We start from the raw sequence: 16,570 nt of genomic DNA, 5'->3' as shown, positions 1-16,570 counted from the left end.
TGGTGGTACTGATTACCCAAAAGCCGGTAAATCGGCTTTTGGGTAATGGGTTCTTCAAGAGGATGGTTCCGAACCGAGCGCATGGCAATCCGGCCTGGCGTCTTGGGAAGTGGAACGAGATTGAATGATCCATGATAGACGGAGCCGCCTGGCCAGCGTGCTGCGTCCGTTGCAGGCCCGGATGCAAATTGATAAGGAGCGACGATGGCTCAGACCCTTTCGTTTAATGGTCGTAGGCGCGTACGCAAGTTTTTTGGAAAGATTCCCGAAGTCGCAGAGATGCCCAACCTCATCGAGGTGCAGAAGGCGTCCTACGACCAGTTCCTCATGGTCAAAGAGCCGGAAGGCGGTCGGCCGGACGAGGGGCTGAATGCTGTTTTCAAGTCCGTTTTCCCGATCACCGACTTTTCGGGCGCGGCGATGCTGGAATTCGTCTCCTATGAATTCGAGCCGCCGAAGTTCGACGTCGACGAATGCCGCCAGCGCGACCTGACCTATGCAGCGCCGCTCAAGGTGACGTTGCGCCTGATCGTGTTCGATATCGATGAGGATACCGGCTCCAAGTCCATCAAGGACATCAAGGAGCAGTCCGTCTATATGGGCGACATGCCGCTGATGACAAATAACGGTACGTTCATCGTGAACGGCACCGAACGCGTCATCGTCTCGCAGATGCACCGTTCGCCGGGCGTGTTCTTCGACCACGACAAGGGCAAGAGCCATTCGTCAGGCAAGCTCTTGTTTGCTGCACGCGTGATCCCGTATCGCGGCTCCTGGCTCGACATCGAGTTCGACGCCAAGGATATCGTTCATGCGCGTATCGACCGCCGCCGCAAGATTCCCGTGTCCTCGCTGCTGATGGCGCTTGGCATGGACGGCGAAGACATGCTGTCGACATTCTACACTCATTCGACCTATCACCGGGATGGCAAAGCCTGGCGCGTGCCGTTCCAGCCGAACACGCTGAGGGGCTCGAAGGTCATTTCCGATCTTATCGACGCCGACAGCGGCGAAGTCGTGGTCGAGGCCGGCAAGAAGCTGACGCCGCGCCTGCTTCGCCAACTGTCCGACAAGGGCATCAAGGCGCTGCGTGCGACCGATGACGAGCTTTATGGCAACTATCTCGCCGAGGACGTCGTCAACCCGAACACGGGTGAAATCTATCTTGAAGCCGGCGACGAGATCGATGAGAAGACGCTGCGCGTCATTCTCGATGCTGGTTTCGACGAGATTCCGGTGCTCGATATCGACCATATCAATGTCGGCGCCTATATCCGCAACACCCTCAACGTCGACAAGAACGAGAACCGTCAGGACGCTCTGTTCGACATCTACCGCGTCATGCGTCCGGGCGAGCCGCCGACGATGGAATCGGCCGAGGCCATGTTCCAGTCGCTGTTCTTCGACGCGGAGCGCTATGACCTGTCGGCTGTCGGCCGCGTCAAGATGAACATGCGTCTCGATCTCACGGTCGATGACACCGTGCGCATCCTGCGCAAGGACGACATCCTGGCCGTGGTCAAGATGCTGGTCGACCTGCGCGACGGCAAGGGGGAGATTGACGACATCGACAATCTCGGCAACCGCCGCGTCCGTTCGGTCGGCGAACTGATGGAAAACCAGTACCGTCTCGGCCTGCTGCGCATGGAGCGCGCGATCAAGGAACGCATGTCCTCGATCGAGATCGACACGGTCATGCCGCAGGATCTGATCAACGCCAAGCCGGCGGCTGCCGCCGTGCGCGAGTTCTTCGGTTCCTCGCAGCTCAGCCAGTTCATGGACCAGGTCAACCCGCTGTCGGAAATCACCCACAAGCGTCGTCTTTCGGCGCTTGGACCCGGTGGTTTGACCCGCGAGCGCGCCGGCTTCGAAGTCCGCGACGTGCATCCGACCCACTATGGCCGCATCTGCCCGATCGAGACGCCGGAAGGCCCGAATATCGGTCTGATCAACTCGCTGGCGACGTTTGCGCGCGTCAACAAGTATGGCTTCATCGAAAGCCCGTACCGCAAGATGGTCGACGGCAAGCTGACCAGCGATGTCATCTACCTCTCCGCCATGGAAGAGGCGAAGTATTACATCGCGCAGGCCAATTCGGTGATGAATGCCGACGGCTCGTTCTCGGAAGAGTTCGTCGTCTGCCGTCACGCCGGCGAAGTCATGCTCGCACCGCGCGACCACATCAACCTGATGGACGTCTCGCCGAAGCAGGTCGTTTCGGTGGCGGCGGCGCTCATCCCGTTCCTCGAGAACGACGACGCCAACCGCGCGCTCATGGGTTCGAACATGCAGCGTCAGGCCGTGCCGCTTCTGCGTGCCGAAGCCCCGTTCGTCGGTACCGGCATGGAGCCGATCGTTGCCCGTGACTCCGGCGCCGCTATCGGTGCCCGCCGCGGCGGCGTGGTCGACCAGGTGGATGCGACGCGTATCGTTATCCGCGCGACCGAAGACCTCGATCCGTCGAAGTCCGGTGTCGACATCTATCGGCTGCAGAAGTTCCAGCGCTCGAACCAGAACACCTGCGTCAACCAGCGTCCGCTGGTCACCGTGGGCGACGAGGTCAACCGCGGCGACATCCTCGCCGACGGCCCGTCGACCGATCTCGGCGATCTGGCGCTCGGCCGCAACGCGCTCGTCGCGTTCATGCCGTGGAATGGCTACAACTACGAAGACTCGATCCTGCTTTCCGAGCGGATCGTCGCCGACGACGTGTTCACCTCCATCCACATCGAAGAATTCGAAGTGATGGCGCGTGACACCAAGCTTGGTCCGGAAGAAATCACCCGCGACATTCCAAACGTTTCGGAAGAAGCGCTGAAGAATCTCGACGAAGCCGGTATCGTCTATATCGGTGCGGAAGTGCAGCCGGGCGACATCCTGGTCGGCAAGATCACGCCAAAGGGCGAAAGCCCGATGACACCGGAAGAAAAGCTGCTGCGCGCCATCTTCGGCGAAAAGGCCTCCGACGTTCGCGACACGTCCATGCGCATGCCCCCGGGCACCTATGGCACGGTCGTCGAAGTACGCGTCTTCAACCGCCACGGCGTCGAGAAGGACGAACGCGCCATGGCGATCGAGCGCGAGGAGATCGAGCGTCTCGCCAAGGACCGCGACGACGAACAGGCGATCCTGGACCGCAACGTCTATGGCCGTCTGATCGGCATGCTTCGCGGCCATGTCGGCATTGCCGGCCCCAAGGGCTTCAAGAAGGGCACCGACCTGACCCAGGCTGTTGTCGCCGAATATCCCCGCTCGCAGTGGTGGATGTTCGCCGTCGAGGACGAAAAGGTCCAGGGCGAGCTCGAAGCGCTGCGTGGCCAGTACGACGAGTCCAAGTCGCTGCTCGAACAGCGCTTCATGGACAAGGTCGAGAAGGTCCAGCGCGGCGACGAAATGCCCCCGGGTGTCATGAAGATGGTCAAGGTCTTCGTCGCTGTGAAGCGCAAGATCCAGCCGGGCGACAAGATGGCCGGCCGTCACGGCAACAAGGGCGTGGTCTCGCGCATTGTTCCGGTGGAAGACATGCCGTTCCTCGAGGATGGTACGTCGGTCGACGTCGTGCTCAACCCGCTCGGTGTGCCGTCGCGCATGAATGTCGGTCAGATCCTTGAAACCCATCTGGGTTGGGCCTGCGCCGGCATGGGCCGCAAGATCGGTGAAATGATCGAGGCCTACAAGGCGTCGGGCAATATCGAGCCGCTGAAGGTCCGGATGAACGACCTGATGGGCACCGGCCCGAAGGCCGAGCCGGTCAAGGATCTCGACGATGCGTCTATCCTGCGTCTGGCCGAGCAGTCCAAGCGTGGCGTCTCGATCGCCACGCCGGTGTTCGACGGTGCGCATGAAGCCGACATCAACCGGATGCTGGCGGATGCCGGTCTGAAGGAAACGGGTCAGTCGACGCTGTATGACGGTCGTACCGGCGAACAGTTCGACCGTCAGGTGACTGTGGGCTACATTTATATGCTGAAGCTCAACCACCTGGTCGACGACAAGATCCACGCTCGTTCGATCGGTCCGTACTCGCTCGTGACCCAGCAGCCGCTGGGCGGTAAGGCGCAGTTCGGCGGCCAGCGCTTCGGCGAAATGGAAGTCTGGGCGCTCGAAGCCTATGGCGCCGCCTACACGCTGCAGGAGATGCTGACGGTGAAGTCGGACGACGTAGCCGGCCGCACCAAGGTCTACGAAGCGATCGTGCGCGGCGACGACACGTTCGAAGCGGGCATTCCGGAGAGCTTCAACGTTCTCGTCAAGGAAATGCGCTCGCTCGGCCTGTCAGTCGAGCTCGAAAATACACTGGTCGAAGAAGCGACGGCCGAACTGCCCGACGCGGCAGAGTAAAATTGACGATTATCAGCCGCGCGCGGGAGAAAACTGCGCGCGGTGCCACTGTTTTGTCCGTTTCGTGTGCCAGCGCCTCGGACGGACCGATCGGTGGAATTCCGCGGTGACGCGGTGTCAAGAGATTTCGGAAGCGGTGAATCTTGCCCGAGATGAGCCCCGACTTCCATTTTAAGGGTTTGGCGCCCCCAAGGAGATAGGCATGAACCAAGAGGTCATGAATCTTTTCAACCCGCAGGCCCCGGCACAGGTGTTCGATTCCATCCGGATTTCGATCGCCTCGCCAGAGAAGATTCTTTCCTGGTCTTATGGCGAAATCAAGAAGCCCGAGACCATCAATTACCGTACCTTCAAGCCGGAGCGCGACGGCCTGTTCTGCGCGCGCATCTTCGGCCCGATCAAGGACTATGAATGCTTGTGCGGCAAGTACAAGCGCATGAAGTACAAGGGCATCATCTGCGAAAAGTGCGGCGTCGAAGTGACGCTGTCGCGTGTGCGCCGCGAACGCATGGGCCATATCGAGCTCGCCGCTCCGGTCGCGCATATCTGGTTCCTGAAGTCGCTGCCCTCGCGCATCTCGACCCTGCTTGACATGACGCTCAAGGATGTCGAGCGTGTTCTCTATTTCGAGAACTACATCGTCACCGAGCCAGGCCTGACCGCGCTCAAGGAAAACCAGCTGCTCTCGGAAGAAGAGTACATGCTGGCCGTCGACGAATATGGCGAGGACCAGTTCACCGCCATGATCGGCGCCGAGGCCATCCTCGAAATGCTGGCGGCGATGGAACTTGAGAAGATCGCCGGCGAGTTGCGCAGCGACCTGGCGGATACCACGTCCGATCTCAAGCAGAAGAAGCTGATGAAGCGGCTGAAGATCGTCGAAAGCTTCATCGACTCCGGCAACAAGCCGGAATGGATGATCATGAAGGTCGTGCCGGTGATCCCGCCGGACCTGCGTCCGCTGGTGCCGCTCGATGGCGGCCGCTTCGCGACGTCTGATCTCAACGACCTCTATCGCCGCGTCATCAACCGCAACAATCGTCTGAAGCGGCTGATCGAACTGCGCGCGCCGGGCATCATCATCCGCAACGAAAAGCGCATGCTGCAGGAAGCTGTGGACGCGCTGTTCGACAACGGCCGCCGTGGCCGCGTCATCACCGGCGCCAACAAGCGTCCGCTGAAGTCGCTCTCCGACATGCTCAAGGGCAAGCAGGGCCGCTTCCGCCAGAACCTGCTCGGCAAGCGCGTCGACTATTCCGGCCGCTCGGTCATCGTGACGGGTCCGGAGCTCAAGCTGCACCAGTGCGGCCTGCCGAAGAAGATGGCGCTCGAACTGTTCAAGCCGTTCATCTACGCGCGCCTTGACGCCAAGGGCTATTCTTCCACCGTCAAGCAGGCCAAGAAGCTGGTTGAAAAGGAAAAGCCTGAAGTTTGGGATATCCTCGACGAGGTCATCCGCGAGCATCCGGTGCTGCTCAACCGTGCGCCGACGCTGCACCGCCTGGGCATCCAGGCCTTCGAACCGATGTTGGTCGAAGGCAAGGCGATCCAGCTGCATCCGCTCGTCTGCACCGCCTTCAACGCCGACTTCGACGGCGACCAGATGGCCGTGCACGTGCCGCTGAGCCTCGAAGCCCAGCTCGAAGCCCGCGTGCTGATGATGTCGACCAACAACATCCTGCATCCGGCGAACGGCGCACCGATCATCGTGCCGTCGCAGGACATGGTGCTTGGTCTCTATTATCTCTCGATCGTCGCTCAGAACGAGCCGGGCGAGGGCATGGTGTTCTCCGATCTCGGCGAACTGCAGCATGCGCTCGAAACCAAGGTCGTCACGCTGCACACCAAAATCAAGGGTCGCTTCAAGACCATCGATGCTGAAGGCAAGCCGGTTTCGAAGATCTATGAGACGACGCCGGGCCGCATGATCATCGGCGAACTGCTGCCGAAGAACGTCAACGTTCCCTTCGAGACCTGCAACCAGGAAATGACCAAGAAGAACATCTCCAAGATGATCGACACGGTCTACCGTCATTGCGGCCAGAAGGACACGGTGATCTTCTGCGACCGCATCATGCAGCTTGGCTTTGCCCATGCATGCCGCGCCGGCATTTCGTTCGGCAAGGACGACATGGTCATCCCGAAGGACAAGTACACGATCGTCGACGAGACCGAAAACCTCGTCAAGGAATACGAGCAGCAGTACAATGACGGTCTGATCACCCAGGGCGAAAAGTACAACAAGGTTGTCGACGCCTGGGGCAAGGCGACTGAAAAGGTCGCCGAAAAGATGATGGAGCGTCTGAAGGCTGTCGAATTCCGCGAGGATGGTCGCCAGAAGCAGATGAACTCGATCTATATGATGAGCCACTCGGGTGCCCGCGGTTCGCCGAAGCAGATGTCGCAGCTCGGCGGCATGCGCGGCCTGATGGCCAAGCCGGATGGCTCGATCATCGAAACGCCGATCACGTCGAACTTCAAGGAAGGCCTGACCGTCAACGAGTACTTCAACTCGACCCACGGCGCCCGCAAGGGTCTGGCCGACACCGCGCTGAAGACTGCGAACTCGGGCTACCTGACGCGTCGTCTCGTCGACGTGGCGCAGGATTGCATCGTCACGCATGTCGATTGCGGCACCCAGTCGGGTCTGACCATGACGGCAATCGTCGATGCCGGTCAGGTCGTGGCCTCGATCGGCCAGCGCATCCTCGGCCGCACGGCCCTGGATGACATCGACAACCCGGTCACCGGCGAGCGTATCGTCGATGCCGGCAAGATGATCGATGAAGCCAATGTCGTCACGATCGAAAAGGCTGGTATCCAGTCCGTCCGCATCCGTTCGGCACTGACCTGTGAAATCCGCACCGGCGTCTGCGGCGTCTGCTACGGCCGCGACCTTGCACGCGGTACCCCCGTCAATATCGGCGAAGCTGTGGGCGTCATTGCCGCGCAGTCGATCGGCGAGCCGGGCACGCAGCTCACCATGCGTACCTTCCACCTGGGCGGTACGGCAACGGTGGTCGACCAGTCGTTCCTGGAAGCGTCCTATGAAGGCACGATCCAGATCAAGAACCGCAATGTGCTGCGCAACTCCGACGGCAACCTGGTTGCCATGGGCCGCAACATTTCGGTGACGATCCTGGACGAACGCGGCGTGGAACGTTCCTCGCAGCGCGTCGCCTACGGCTCGCGCCTGCATGTGGACGAAGGCGACAAGGTCAGGCGCGGCCAGCGCCTTGCGGAATGGGATCCCTATACCCGTCCGATGCTGACCGAAGTCAGCGGCCGGATCGAGTTCGAAGATGTCGTCGACGGTCTGTCGGTGACGGAATCGACCGACGAAAGCACGGGTATCACCAAGCGCCAGGTCATCGACTGGCGTTCGACCCCGCGTGGTTCCGACCTGAAGCCTGCCATTGTCCTCAAGGATGAGTCCGGCCATATCCTGAAGCTTAGCCGTGGTGGTGATGCCCGCTACTTCCTGTCCGTCGAGGCCATTCTTTCGGTCGAGCCGGGCCAGAAGGTCAGCCAGGGTGACGTGCTCGCCCGTTCGCCGATGGAAAGCGCCAAGACCAAGGACATCACCGGTGGTCTGCCGCGCGTCGCGGAACTGTTCGAAGCCCGCCGTCCGAAGGATCATGCGATCATCGCCGAAATCGATGGTACGATCCGCCTCGGCCGCGACTACAAGAACAAGCGTCGCGTCATCATCGAGCCGGCGGAAGACGGTGTCGAGCCGGTCGAATACCTGATCCCGAAGGGCAAGCCTTTCCATCTGCAGGAAGGCGACTTCATCGAGAAGGGCGACTACATCCTCGACGGCAACCCGGCGCCGCATGACATTCTGGCGATCAAGGGCGTGGAGGCTCTGGCTTCCTACCTGGTCAACGAAATCCAGGAAGTCTACCGTCTGCAGGGCGTGTTGATCAACGACAAGCACATCGAGGTGATCGTTCGCCAGATGCTGCAGAAGGTCGAGATCACCGAGCAGGGCGATTCCGGCTATATCACGGGCGACAATGTCGACCGGATCGAACTGGAAGAGGTCAACGAACGCCTGGTCGAGGAAGGCAAGAAGCCCGCTTATGGCGAGCCGGTTCTTCTCGGCATCACCAAGGCGTCGCTGCAGACGCCGTCCTTCATCTCCGCCGCTTCCTTCCAGGAAACGACGAAGGTGCTGACGGAAGCTGCGATTGCCGGCAAGCGCGACACGCTGCAGGGTCTCAAGGAAAACGTCATCGTCGGTCGTCTGATCCCGGCCGGTACGGGCGGCACCATGACCCAGATCCGCCGGATCGCCATGGCCCGCGACGACATGATCCTCGAAGAGCGCAAGCGTGGTTCAGGCGCTTCGGATGCTACCCCGATGCTGCAGAACCTGAACTCGGAAGAGCAGGCTCCGGCCGCAGAGTAAGCGAACGACAATCTAGAATAATGGAAAGCCGCCGAGAGCAATTTCGGCGGCTTTTTCTTTTTGGTGGCTTCGACGTACTTTGTTCAAGAAATCCAACCTCGTATAGCGCCTGCGTCAGCAGGTCTAATTGTTAACGAAATCTTTCGGTCTATTGTAGCAGCGCGATCGGGGTCGCCGTTGGTACAATGGGCGGGAGGTTGAGATGGCAGTGTTCAAATTCGGCGATGCGTTGCCGCAATTCACGCAGTTGCAGGATGTCTATGACGATGCGAGCCTGGAGCTCAAGTCGCACTCGACGACGCAGGTCGTCTATGAAGACAAGAATGGCGACACCGTCACGCTGACGGGCAGCGGCCTCAAGACAAAAGGCAACGCCGTCACCGCAGGCTCCATCAAGTCCGTCACGTTCGACAACGCCGATGACGGCACTTTGCTTTCGGTCACGGGCGGAGATTACATTGCCAAGACCGTGGCGAGCGCGCTGGCGAGCGWTCCAAGCATATTCAATTTCCTGAGCGCGCTTTCCGCTGGCAACGACAAGATCTACGGCAGCAACACCGTCATAGACACGATGAGCGTCGGCACCGATCATGGAAACGATATGATCACCTTCGGCAGGATGGGCGGATTCGCCAGTGGTTCGGAAGGCAACGATACATTCAAGGGCGGTGCCGGATTCGACACGGTTAGCTACGAGGATACCTATTTCTTCTCCGACGCGAAACATGGAATTACCGCGAACCTCGCAACCGGTGTGATCACGGACAGTTGGGGCGGCAAGGACAAGCTGACCGGCAGTATCGAAGAACTGCGCGGATCTATTTTCAATGACAAGATGACCGGCGGCAGTGCGGACGAATCCTTCATGGGCCTGAAGGGCAAGGATGTCATCGACGGAGGCGCCGGCGAGAATACCGCGCGCTATGACCGCGACGCAGTCTATGGCGCAGATGCCGGCATCAATGCCCGGCTCGACAAGGGCTATATCATTGATGGCTTCGGCGACAAGGACACGGTCAAGAACATCTGGGATGTCGACGGCACGGCGAAAAATGACACCTTCGTCGGCGATGGCTCAGTTAACGAGTTCCATGGTTTGGCCGGCAAGGACAGCTATAATGGGGGTGGCGGCGTTGATGTGGTGAGTTTCTACTGGTCCACCAATATCGGCGAGCATGGCGTCAATGTCGATATGACGAAGTCCGGCGGCCAGATCATCGACGATGGATTTGGCAATACGGAAACGACGAAGAGCATCGAGGCGATCGCCGGCTCAGCCTTCGATGACACGATCAAGCTGGGCTCTGCCGACGGCTGGGCCGCGGGCAATTCGGGCGACGATACGCTGGTTGCGGGTACGGGCGTGCAGCAGTTCTATGGCGGCACCGGTGCAGACACGTTCGTCTTCAACAATGCCCAGGCGATTGGTACCGAGCAGGGACACCGAGATTACATCGCCGATTTCTCCCAAGCCCAAGACGACAAGATCGATTTCAGCGGCATTGGCGGATTGCAGTTCAAGGGAGAGGGCGGTACGGCCGCCCAAGGGGAAGTGCATTTCACGATCGTGAATACGCAGCAGGGTGAATACACCATAGTTTACGGTGATGTCGACGGGCAGACTGGGGCGGACTTCGATCTCGTACTGAAGGGCGCTATTACACTGACTGCCAACGATTTCATCCTGTCCTGAAATATTTGCGGAAGGTGCCCTGCAACACAATGCTGCGGCGGCGCCTTGCGCAGGAATTCGTGCAGTTTGACGAGATCGTCGCCTCGCATGAACGAGTGGCAAGAAAGCCGCCGGCGTGCGTCGGCGGCTTCGAGCAACAGACGACGGTTTTAGTTCAGGCCGAGCGTCTTGCGCAGTTCTTCCTTGGCGGCGTCATATTCTGCCTTGTAGTCAGGATGCGTCATGATCGTGGCAGCGATTACGGTGCCAGCAATGCGCCCGGCCTCGATGTCGGACCGATAGTGGATGCCGCCGATTTCGCGGTTATGGGCATATTCCCAAGCGCGGTCCATGATCGCCGCCTTCTTTTCCGGCACCATTTCGGCGAGGACGATGCCCATCAGCGTGCCGACCGTTGCATGGCCGGACGGATAGGAGCCCGACTTCGACAGTTTTACCACCGGCTTTACAAGCTCGGGATAGAGCAGATGCGGGCGAGGACGCTTCCAGACATCCTTGGCCGGATCGACCACTGCGCCTTCGGTAGCGGCGACGCGATCGAAGAAGGCCGCGAATTTCGGCAGGTTCTCCTTGGTGAACTTCGGATTGTCGATGACGTCGGAGAATCTCCAGATGTCTTCTTCCGCGTCGGCGATGGCGCGCTCTTCCATCGCCTTGGTGCGCGTGACTTGGATAGTGAGCAATTCGCCAATCTCTTCCTTGGTCAGCTCGGAATCATTGGCCGGCGGCGGCGCGAGCAACTGGGTGAGATCGATTTCCCGATTATCGGCGAAGGGCTTGGCATCTTCGGCGAAGACGGGCGAGACGAGGCCGAAGGCGATAATGCCGGCGGCAAGGATTTTGGTGATGTTGGCCATGGAGAGCTCCCTTGGAAGGCGGACCGCTGTTCCTACCAAGTGATTGTTTGAGCTCGATGACAATGGTGTGATGCGGCCGAAGAAAATCGATAATCTCTCTGCGACCGCATGGCGCATGATACCAGCAAACGCGACGATTGACGGATCAGGCCCTCAATTGAAGCGGATGATCGAGATCTCTCCTTCGAGAGCGCCCTGATAGGCCGACAGATGCGGCTCCTCGTCCGGTTCGCCCATCAGCGTGCCGATCTGGTCGAGGTCCGCCTCGTGGAAACCTTCTTCGGAGAGGGCATTGAGGGCATCGCGGACGGCGGTGTCGTCATCGGGAGCGCGCAGCAGGATATGAATGTCGATGCCTTCGCCGTCTGCGTCCGCATAGGCCTTGCCGATGATGATGAAGACGAAACCGTGCCGCGGCTCGTTGTCGTTGACGGGTTCTTCCATGACTGATTCTCCTGTGGAATGCGGGCAGGGCAGATGGAAAACCGTGGCCGGCAGGACTCGACTGCGACTCTCTATAGAATCGAAATGGTACAAACGCTTAAAGCGCCCGCTCATTTCCCCGCAAGATAAGGACTCACGCTGTCTGAGACAATGAAATATTGTCTTTTTCGTCCGCCGCTTCTGGAATATGATGACATTGACGCCCAAATTAGTGCCTCAGGACGCCATGCAAGCCGCGCAAGGCGGGCATTCCAGGGTTTTGACGACAAAATCTTGTCCGGGGCCTTGACGTAACGGGGGAATGGCTTTATTTCCCGCGCCATCAGAGCCGATGTGGGGCTGGCTGGTTCGGGACGACGCGTCCTGGAGTTCGCCCCAAACAAGGTTCGTCATAGCACGTTGAAACACGATCGCTGCACGCATGATGCTCTTAACGGGCATCCTCTGTTTGATTCGGGTCATCTGCCACGTCAGGCGGATCGATCCGGTTTTGCGTATGATCGTTCATGTGCTCTGTGCCGGCAACGGCAAGAACATGCTCCGCAAGGAGTGAGGAAAACAGTTTTAAGGATGGTTTCATGCCTACCGTAAACCAGCTGATCCGCAAGCCGCGTCAGGCACAGGTCAAGCGCAACAAGGTTCCTGCCCTGCAGGAGAACCCGCAGAAGCGTGGTGTGTGCACCCGCGTCTACACGACCACTCCGAAGAAGCCGAACTCGGCTCTGCGTAAGGTCGCGAAGATCCGTCTGGTCAATCAGTTCGAAGTCATCGGCTATATCCCCGGTGAAGGCCATAACCTGCAGGAACATTCCGTGGTCATGATCCGCGGCGGCCGCGTCAAGGACCTTCCGGGCGTGCGCTACCACATCATCCGCGGCGTTCTCGATACCCAGGGTGTCAAGAACCGCAAGCAGCGCCGCTCGAAGTACGGCGCGAAGCGTCCGAAGTAAGAATTGCTCCAGTTGAGAGACGAGAAATATGTCCCGACGTCATAAAGCAGAAAAGCGCGAGATCAATCCGGACCCGAAGTTCGGCGATTTGATCGTCACGAAGTTCATGAACGCCATCATGTATGATGGCAAGAAGTCTGTCGCTGAAACGATCGTTTACAGCGCCTTCGACGCTGCCCAGAGCAAGGCCAAAGCTGAGCCGATCGGCCTCTTCCATACTGCGCTCGACAATATCGCGCCGCATGTCGAAGTCCGTTCGCGCCGCGTTGGTGGTGCAACCTACCAGGTTCCGGTCGACGTCCGTCCGGAGCGCCGCCAGGCGCTGGCTATCCGCTGGCTGATCACTGCCGCCCGCAAGCGCAACGAGACCACCATGGTCGACCGCCTTTGCGGCGAAATCCTCGACGCTGCCAACAATCGTGGCTCTGCCGTCAAGAAGCGCGAAGACACGCATAAGATGGCGGAAGCCAACCGTGCGTTCTCGCACTATCGCTGGTAATCATCGAAGGAAGGCAGTCCCAAAATGGCTCGCGAATATAAGATCGAAGACTACCGCAATTTCGGTATCATGGCGCATATCGACGCCGGCAAGACGACGACGACTGAGCGTATCCTGTACTACACCGGCAAGTCCCACAAGATCGGCGAAGTCCACGACGGCGCTGCCACGATGGACTGGATGGAGCAGGAGCAGGAACGCGGCATCACGATTACGTCTGCCGCGACCACGACCTTCTGGAAGGGCCGTGACGGCAAGATGCGCCGCTTCAACATCATCGACACCCCCGGCCACGTCGACTTCACCATCGAAGTCGAACGTTCGCTGCGCGTGCTCGACGGCGCCGTTGCGCTGCTCGATGCGAATGCCGGTGTCGAACCGCAGACGGAAACTGTCTGGCGTCAGGCCGACAAGTACAACGTTCCGCGGATGATCTTCTGCAACAAGATGGACAAGACCGGCGCGGACTTCTACCGCTCCGTCGAGATGATCAAGAGCCGCCTCGGCGCCACAGCCGTCGTCTGCCAGCTGCCGATCGGCGCTGAAACCGAATTCAAGGGCGTTGTCGACCTGATCGAGATGAACGCGCTCGTGTGGCGCGACGAGTCGCTCGGCGCCCTCTGGGACGTCGTCGAGATTCCGGACGACCTCAAGGCTCGCGCCGAAGAGTTCCGTGAGAAGATGATCGAGACCGTGGTCGAGATCGACGAAGCGGCGATGGAAGCCTATCTCGAAGGCAACATGCCCGACAACGATCAGATTCGCGCGCTCATCCGCCGTGGTACGATCGACGTCAAGTTCTTCCCGATGTTCTGCGGCTCTGCCTTCAAGAACAAGGGCGTGCAGCCGCTGCTCGACGCCGTCGTCGAATTCCTGCCGTCGCCGATCGACATTCCCTCGATCAAGGGCATCGACTTCAAGACCGAAAAAGAAATCGATCGTCATGCCGACGACAACGAGCCGCTCTCCATGCTCGCGTTCAAGATCATGAACGACCCCTTCGTCGGTTCGCTGACCTTCTGCCGCGTCTATTCGGGCAAGCTCGAAAAGGGCACGTCGGTTCTCAACACCGTCAAGGACAAGCGCGAACGCGTCGGCCGCATGCTGCAGATGCACTCCAACTCGCGCGAAGACATCGAGGAAGCCTTTGCAGGCGACATCGTCGCCCTCGCCGGCCTCAAGGAGTCCACCACCGGTGACACACTCTGCGACCCGCTGAAGCCTGTTATCCTCGAGCGCATGGAATTCCCCGAGCCGGTCATTCAGATCGCCATCGAGCCGAAGTCCAAGGGCGACCAGGAAAAGATGGGCCTCGCGCTCAATCGCCTCGCTGCCGAAGACCCGTCTTTCCGCGTCAAGACCGACGAAGAATCCGGCCAGACGATCATCGCCGGCATGGGCGAATTGCATCTCGACATCATCGTCGACCGCATGCGTCGCGAATTCAAGGTCGAAGCCAATGTTGGCGAGCCTCAGGTTGCCTATCGCGAGACGCTGACCCGCGAACACACCGAAGACTATACCCACAAGAAGCAGTCGGGTGGTTCGGRCCAGTTCGCGCGCGTCAAGATCGTCTTCGGGCCGAACCCGGAAGGCGAAGAGTTCAAGTTCGAATCCAAGATCGTCGGTGGTGCCGTTCCGAAGGAATACATCCCGGGCGTTCAAAAGGGTATCGAAAGCGTTCTGTCTTCCGGTCCGCTGGCAGGCTTCCCGATGCTGGGCGTCAAGGCTGCCCTGATCGACGGCGCCTACCATGACGTCGACTCGTCGGTTCTCGCCTTCGAAATCGCCTCCCGCGCCTGCTTCCGTGAAGCAGCGAAGAAGGCCGGCGCACAGTTGCTTGAGCCGATCATGAAGGTCGAAGTCGTGACGCCGGAAGATTATGTCGGCGACTGCATCGGCGACTTGAACGCTCGTCGCGGCCAGATCCAGGGCCAGGAATCGCGTGGCGTCTCGGTCGTGATCAACGCTCACGTGCCGCTCGCCAACATGTTCAAGTATGTCGACAAGTTGCGCTCGATGTCGCAGGGCCGCGCTCAGTATTCGATGACCTTCGATCACTACGCGCCGGTTCCGGCCAACGTCGCCCAGGAAATCCAGGCCAAATATTCCGGTCAGCGTTGATCGGAATATTTACGAATTGATGTGAAATCACAGCCTCTTCGAGAGGCTTGGGAATTAAGGAGCCAAAAATGGCAAAAGGAAAATTCGAGCGGAACAAGCCGCACGTGAACATTGGCACGATTGGTCACGTTGACCATGGCAAGACGTCGCTGACCGCTGCGATCACCAAGTATTTCGGCGAATACAAGGCGTATGACCAGATCGACGCTGCACCGGAAGAGAAGGCCCGTGGCATCACGATCTCGACCGCTCACGTCGAATACGAGACGGCTGCCCGCCACTATGCTCACGTCGACTGCCCCGGCCACGCCGACTATGTGAAGAACATGATCACCGGTGCTGCGCAGATGGAYGGCGCGATCCTGGTTTGCTCGGCTGCCGACGGCCCGATGCCGCAGACCCGCGAGCACATCCTGCTCGCCCGTCAGGTTGGCGTTCCGGCGATCGTGGTGTTCCTCAACAAGGTCGACCAGGTCGATGACGCCGAGCTTCTCGAACTCGTCGAGCTCGAAGTGCGCGAACTGCTGTCGTCCTACGAATTCCCGGGCGACGAAATTCCGATCGTCAAGGGTTCGGCTCTGGCCGCTCTCGAAGATAGCGACAAGAAGATCGGTGAAGACGCGATCCGCGAACTGATGGCTGCTGTCGACGCCTACATCCCGACGCCTGAGCGTCCGATCAACATGCCGTTCCTGCTGCCGATCGAAGACGTGTTCTCGATCTCCGGCCGCGGTACGGTCGTGACCGGTCGTGTCGAGCGCGGCATTGTCAAGGTTGGCGAAGAAGTCGAGATCGTCGGCATCCGCCCGACCACCAAGACGACCGTGACCGGCGTGGAAATGTTCCGCAAGCTGCTCGACCAGGGCCAGGCAGGCGACAACATCGGTGCGCTGCTGCGTGGCGTCACCCGTGACGGCGTCGAGCGTGGCCAGATCCTGTGCAAGCCGGGTTCGGTCAAGCCGCACAAGAAGTTCAAGGCGGAAGCCTACATCCTGACGAAGGAAGAGGGTGGCCGTCATACGCCGTTCTTCACCAACTATCGCCCGCAGTTCTACTTCCGCACGACGGACGTGACGGGTATCGTCACGCTTCCGGAAGGCACGGAAATGGTCATGCCGGGCGACAACGTGGCCGTTGACGTCGAGCTGATCGTTCCGATCGCGATGGAAGAGAAGCTGCGCTTCGCTATCCGCGAAGGCGGCCGTACCGTCGGCGCCGGCATCGTCGCCTCCATCGTCGAGTAATCGA

General features: G+C 59.7%; 9 protein-coding genes. 7 read left to right on the top strand and 2 right to left on the bottom strand.

Translation table 11 applies throughout. From position 1 onward, the window contains the following. Nucleotides 1-204: 204 nt before the first annotated feature. The 3 genes from rpoB (at nucleotide 205) to AC1DYF_RS28985 (ending at nucleotide 10,448) form a co-directional block, all read left to right on the top strand. Complete coding sequence (gene rpoB / locus AC1DYF_RS28995; protein WP_477880883.1) at nucleotides 205-4,341, top strand: DNA-directed RNA polymerase subunit beta; 4,137 nt, start codon at nucleotides 205-207, stop codon at nucleotides 4,339-4,341. A gap of 202 nt (nucleotides 4,342-4,543) precedes the next feature. Next, complete coding sequence (gene rpoC, locus AC1DYF_RS28990; protein ID WP_477880882.1) at nucleotides 4,544-8,755, top strand: DNA-directed RNA polymerase subunit beta'; 4,212 nt, start codon at nucleotides 4,544-4,546, stop codon at nucleotides 8,753-8,755. Between the two features lie 202 nt (nucleotides 8,756-8,957). Then, nucleotides 8,958-10,448, top strand: coding sequence for a calcium-binding protein (locus tag AC1DYF_RS28985; protein WP_477880880.1), 1,491 nt, complete (start codon nucleotides 8,958-8,960; stop codon nucleotides 10,446-10,448). 149 nt (nucleotides 10,449-10,597) lie between these two features. Here AC1DYF_RS28985 and AC1DYF_RS28980 read toward each other — a convergent pair whose 3' ends face one another. Both AC1DYF_RS28980 and AC1DYF_RS28975 read right to left on the bottom strand, forming a co-directional pair. Continuing rightward, complete coding sequence (locus tag AC1DYF_RS28980; protein ID WP_477880878.1) at nucleotides 10,598-11,305, bottom strand: acid phosphatase; 708 nt, start codon at nucleotides 11,303-11,305, stop codon at nucleotides 10,598-10,600. Between the two features lie 153 nt (nucleotides 11,306-11,458). After that, nucleotides 11,459-11,749: a transcriptional regulator gene (locus AC1DYF_RS28975; RefSeq protein WP_477880877.1), complete on the bottom strand. Its 291-nt coding sequence runs from the start codon at nucleotides 11,747-11,749 to the stop codon at nucleotides 11,459-11,461. 578 nt (nucleotides 11,750-12,327) lie between these two features. On the opposite strand from AC1DYF_RS28975, the gene rpsL reads away from it, so the two are divergent. The 4 genes from rpsL (at nucleotide 12,328) to tuf (ending at nucleotide 16,566) form a co-directional block, all read left to right on the top strand. After that, nucleotides 12,328-12,699, top strand: a complete 372-nt coding sequence (gene rpsL, locus AC1DYF_RS28970; RefSeq protein ID WP_477880875.1) for a 30S ribosomal protein S12 — start codon at nucleotides 12,328-12,330, stop codon at nucleotides 12,697-12,699. Nucleotides 12,700-12,727: 28 nt separating this feature from the next. Next, nucleotides 12,728-13,198, top strand: coding sequence for a 30S ribosomal protein S7 (gene rpsG / locus AC1DYF_RS28965; protein ID WP_477880873.1), 471 nt, complete (start codon nucleotides 12,728-12,730; stop codon nucleotides 13,196-13,198). Between the two features lie 24 nt (nucleotides 13,199-13,222). Next, nucleotides 13,223-15,322 carry an elongation factor G gene (gene fusA / locus AC1DYF_RS28960; protein ID WP_477880871.1) on the top strand — a complete coding sequence of 700 codons (2,100 nt, stop codon included), beginning with the start codon at nucleotides 13,223-13,225 and terminating at the stop codon, nucleotides 15,320-15,322. Nucleotides 15,323-15,390: 68 nt separating this feature from the next. Beyond that, nucleotides 15,391-16,566, top strand: coding sequence for an elongation factor Tu (tuf, locus tag AC1DYF_RS28955; RefSeq protein ID WP_477880869.1), 1,176 nt, complete (start codon nucleotides 15,391-15,393; stop codon nucleotides 16,564-16,566). The last annotated feature ends 4 nt before the right edge of the window (nucleotides 16,567-16,570 follow it).

This window comes from Rhizobium sp. P2_G9, assembly GCF_056403475.1.
The sequence above is the reverse complement of the archived record's forward strand: the minus strand, read 5'-3'. Positions and strand labels throughout refer to the sequence as shown.

Excerpts from the sequence above, each read along its gene's own strand:
- rpoB (WP_477880883.1), top strand. The coding sequence starts at position 205 with ATGGCTCAGACCCTTTCGTTTAATGGTCGTAGGCGCGTACGCAAGTTT.
- AC1DYF_RS28975 (WP_477880877.1), bottom strand. The coding sequence starts at position 11,749 with ATGGAAGAACCCGTCAACGACAACGAGCCGCGGCACGGTTTCGTCTTC.
- rpsL (WP_477880875.1), top strand. The coding sequence starts at position 12,328 with ATGCCTACCGTAAACCAGCTGATCCGCAAGCCGCGTCAGGCACAGGTC.
- rpoC (WP_477880882.1), top strand. The coding sequence starts at position 4,544 with ATGAACCAAGAGGTCATGAATCTTTTCAACCCGCAGGCCCCGGCACAG.
- rpsG (WP_477880873.1), top strand. The coding sequence starts at position 12,728 with ATGTCCCGACGTCATAAAGCAGAAAAGCGCGAGATCAATCCGGACCCG.
- AC1DYF_RS28980 (WP_477880878.1), bottom strand. The coding sequence starts at position 11,305 with ATGGCCAACATCACCAAAATCCTTGCCGCCGGCATTATCGCCTTCGGC.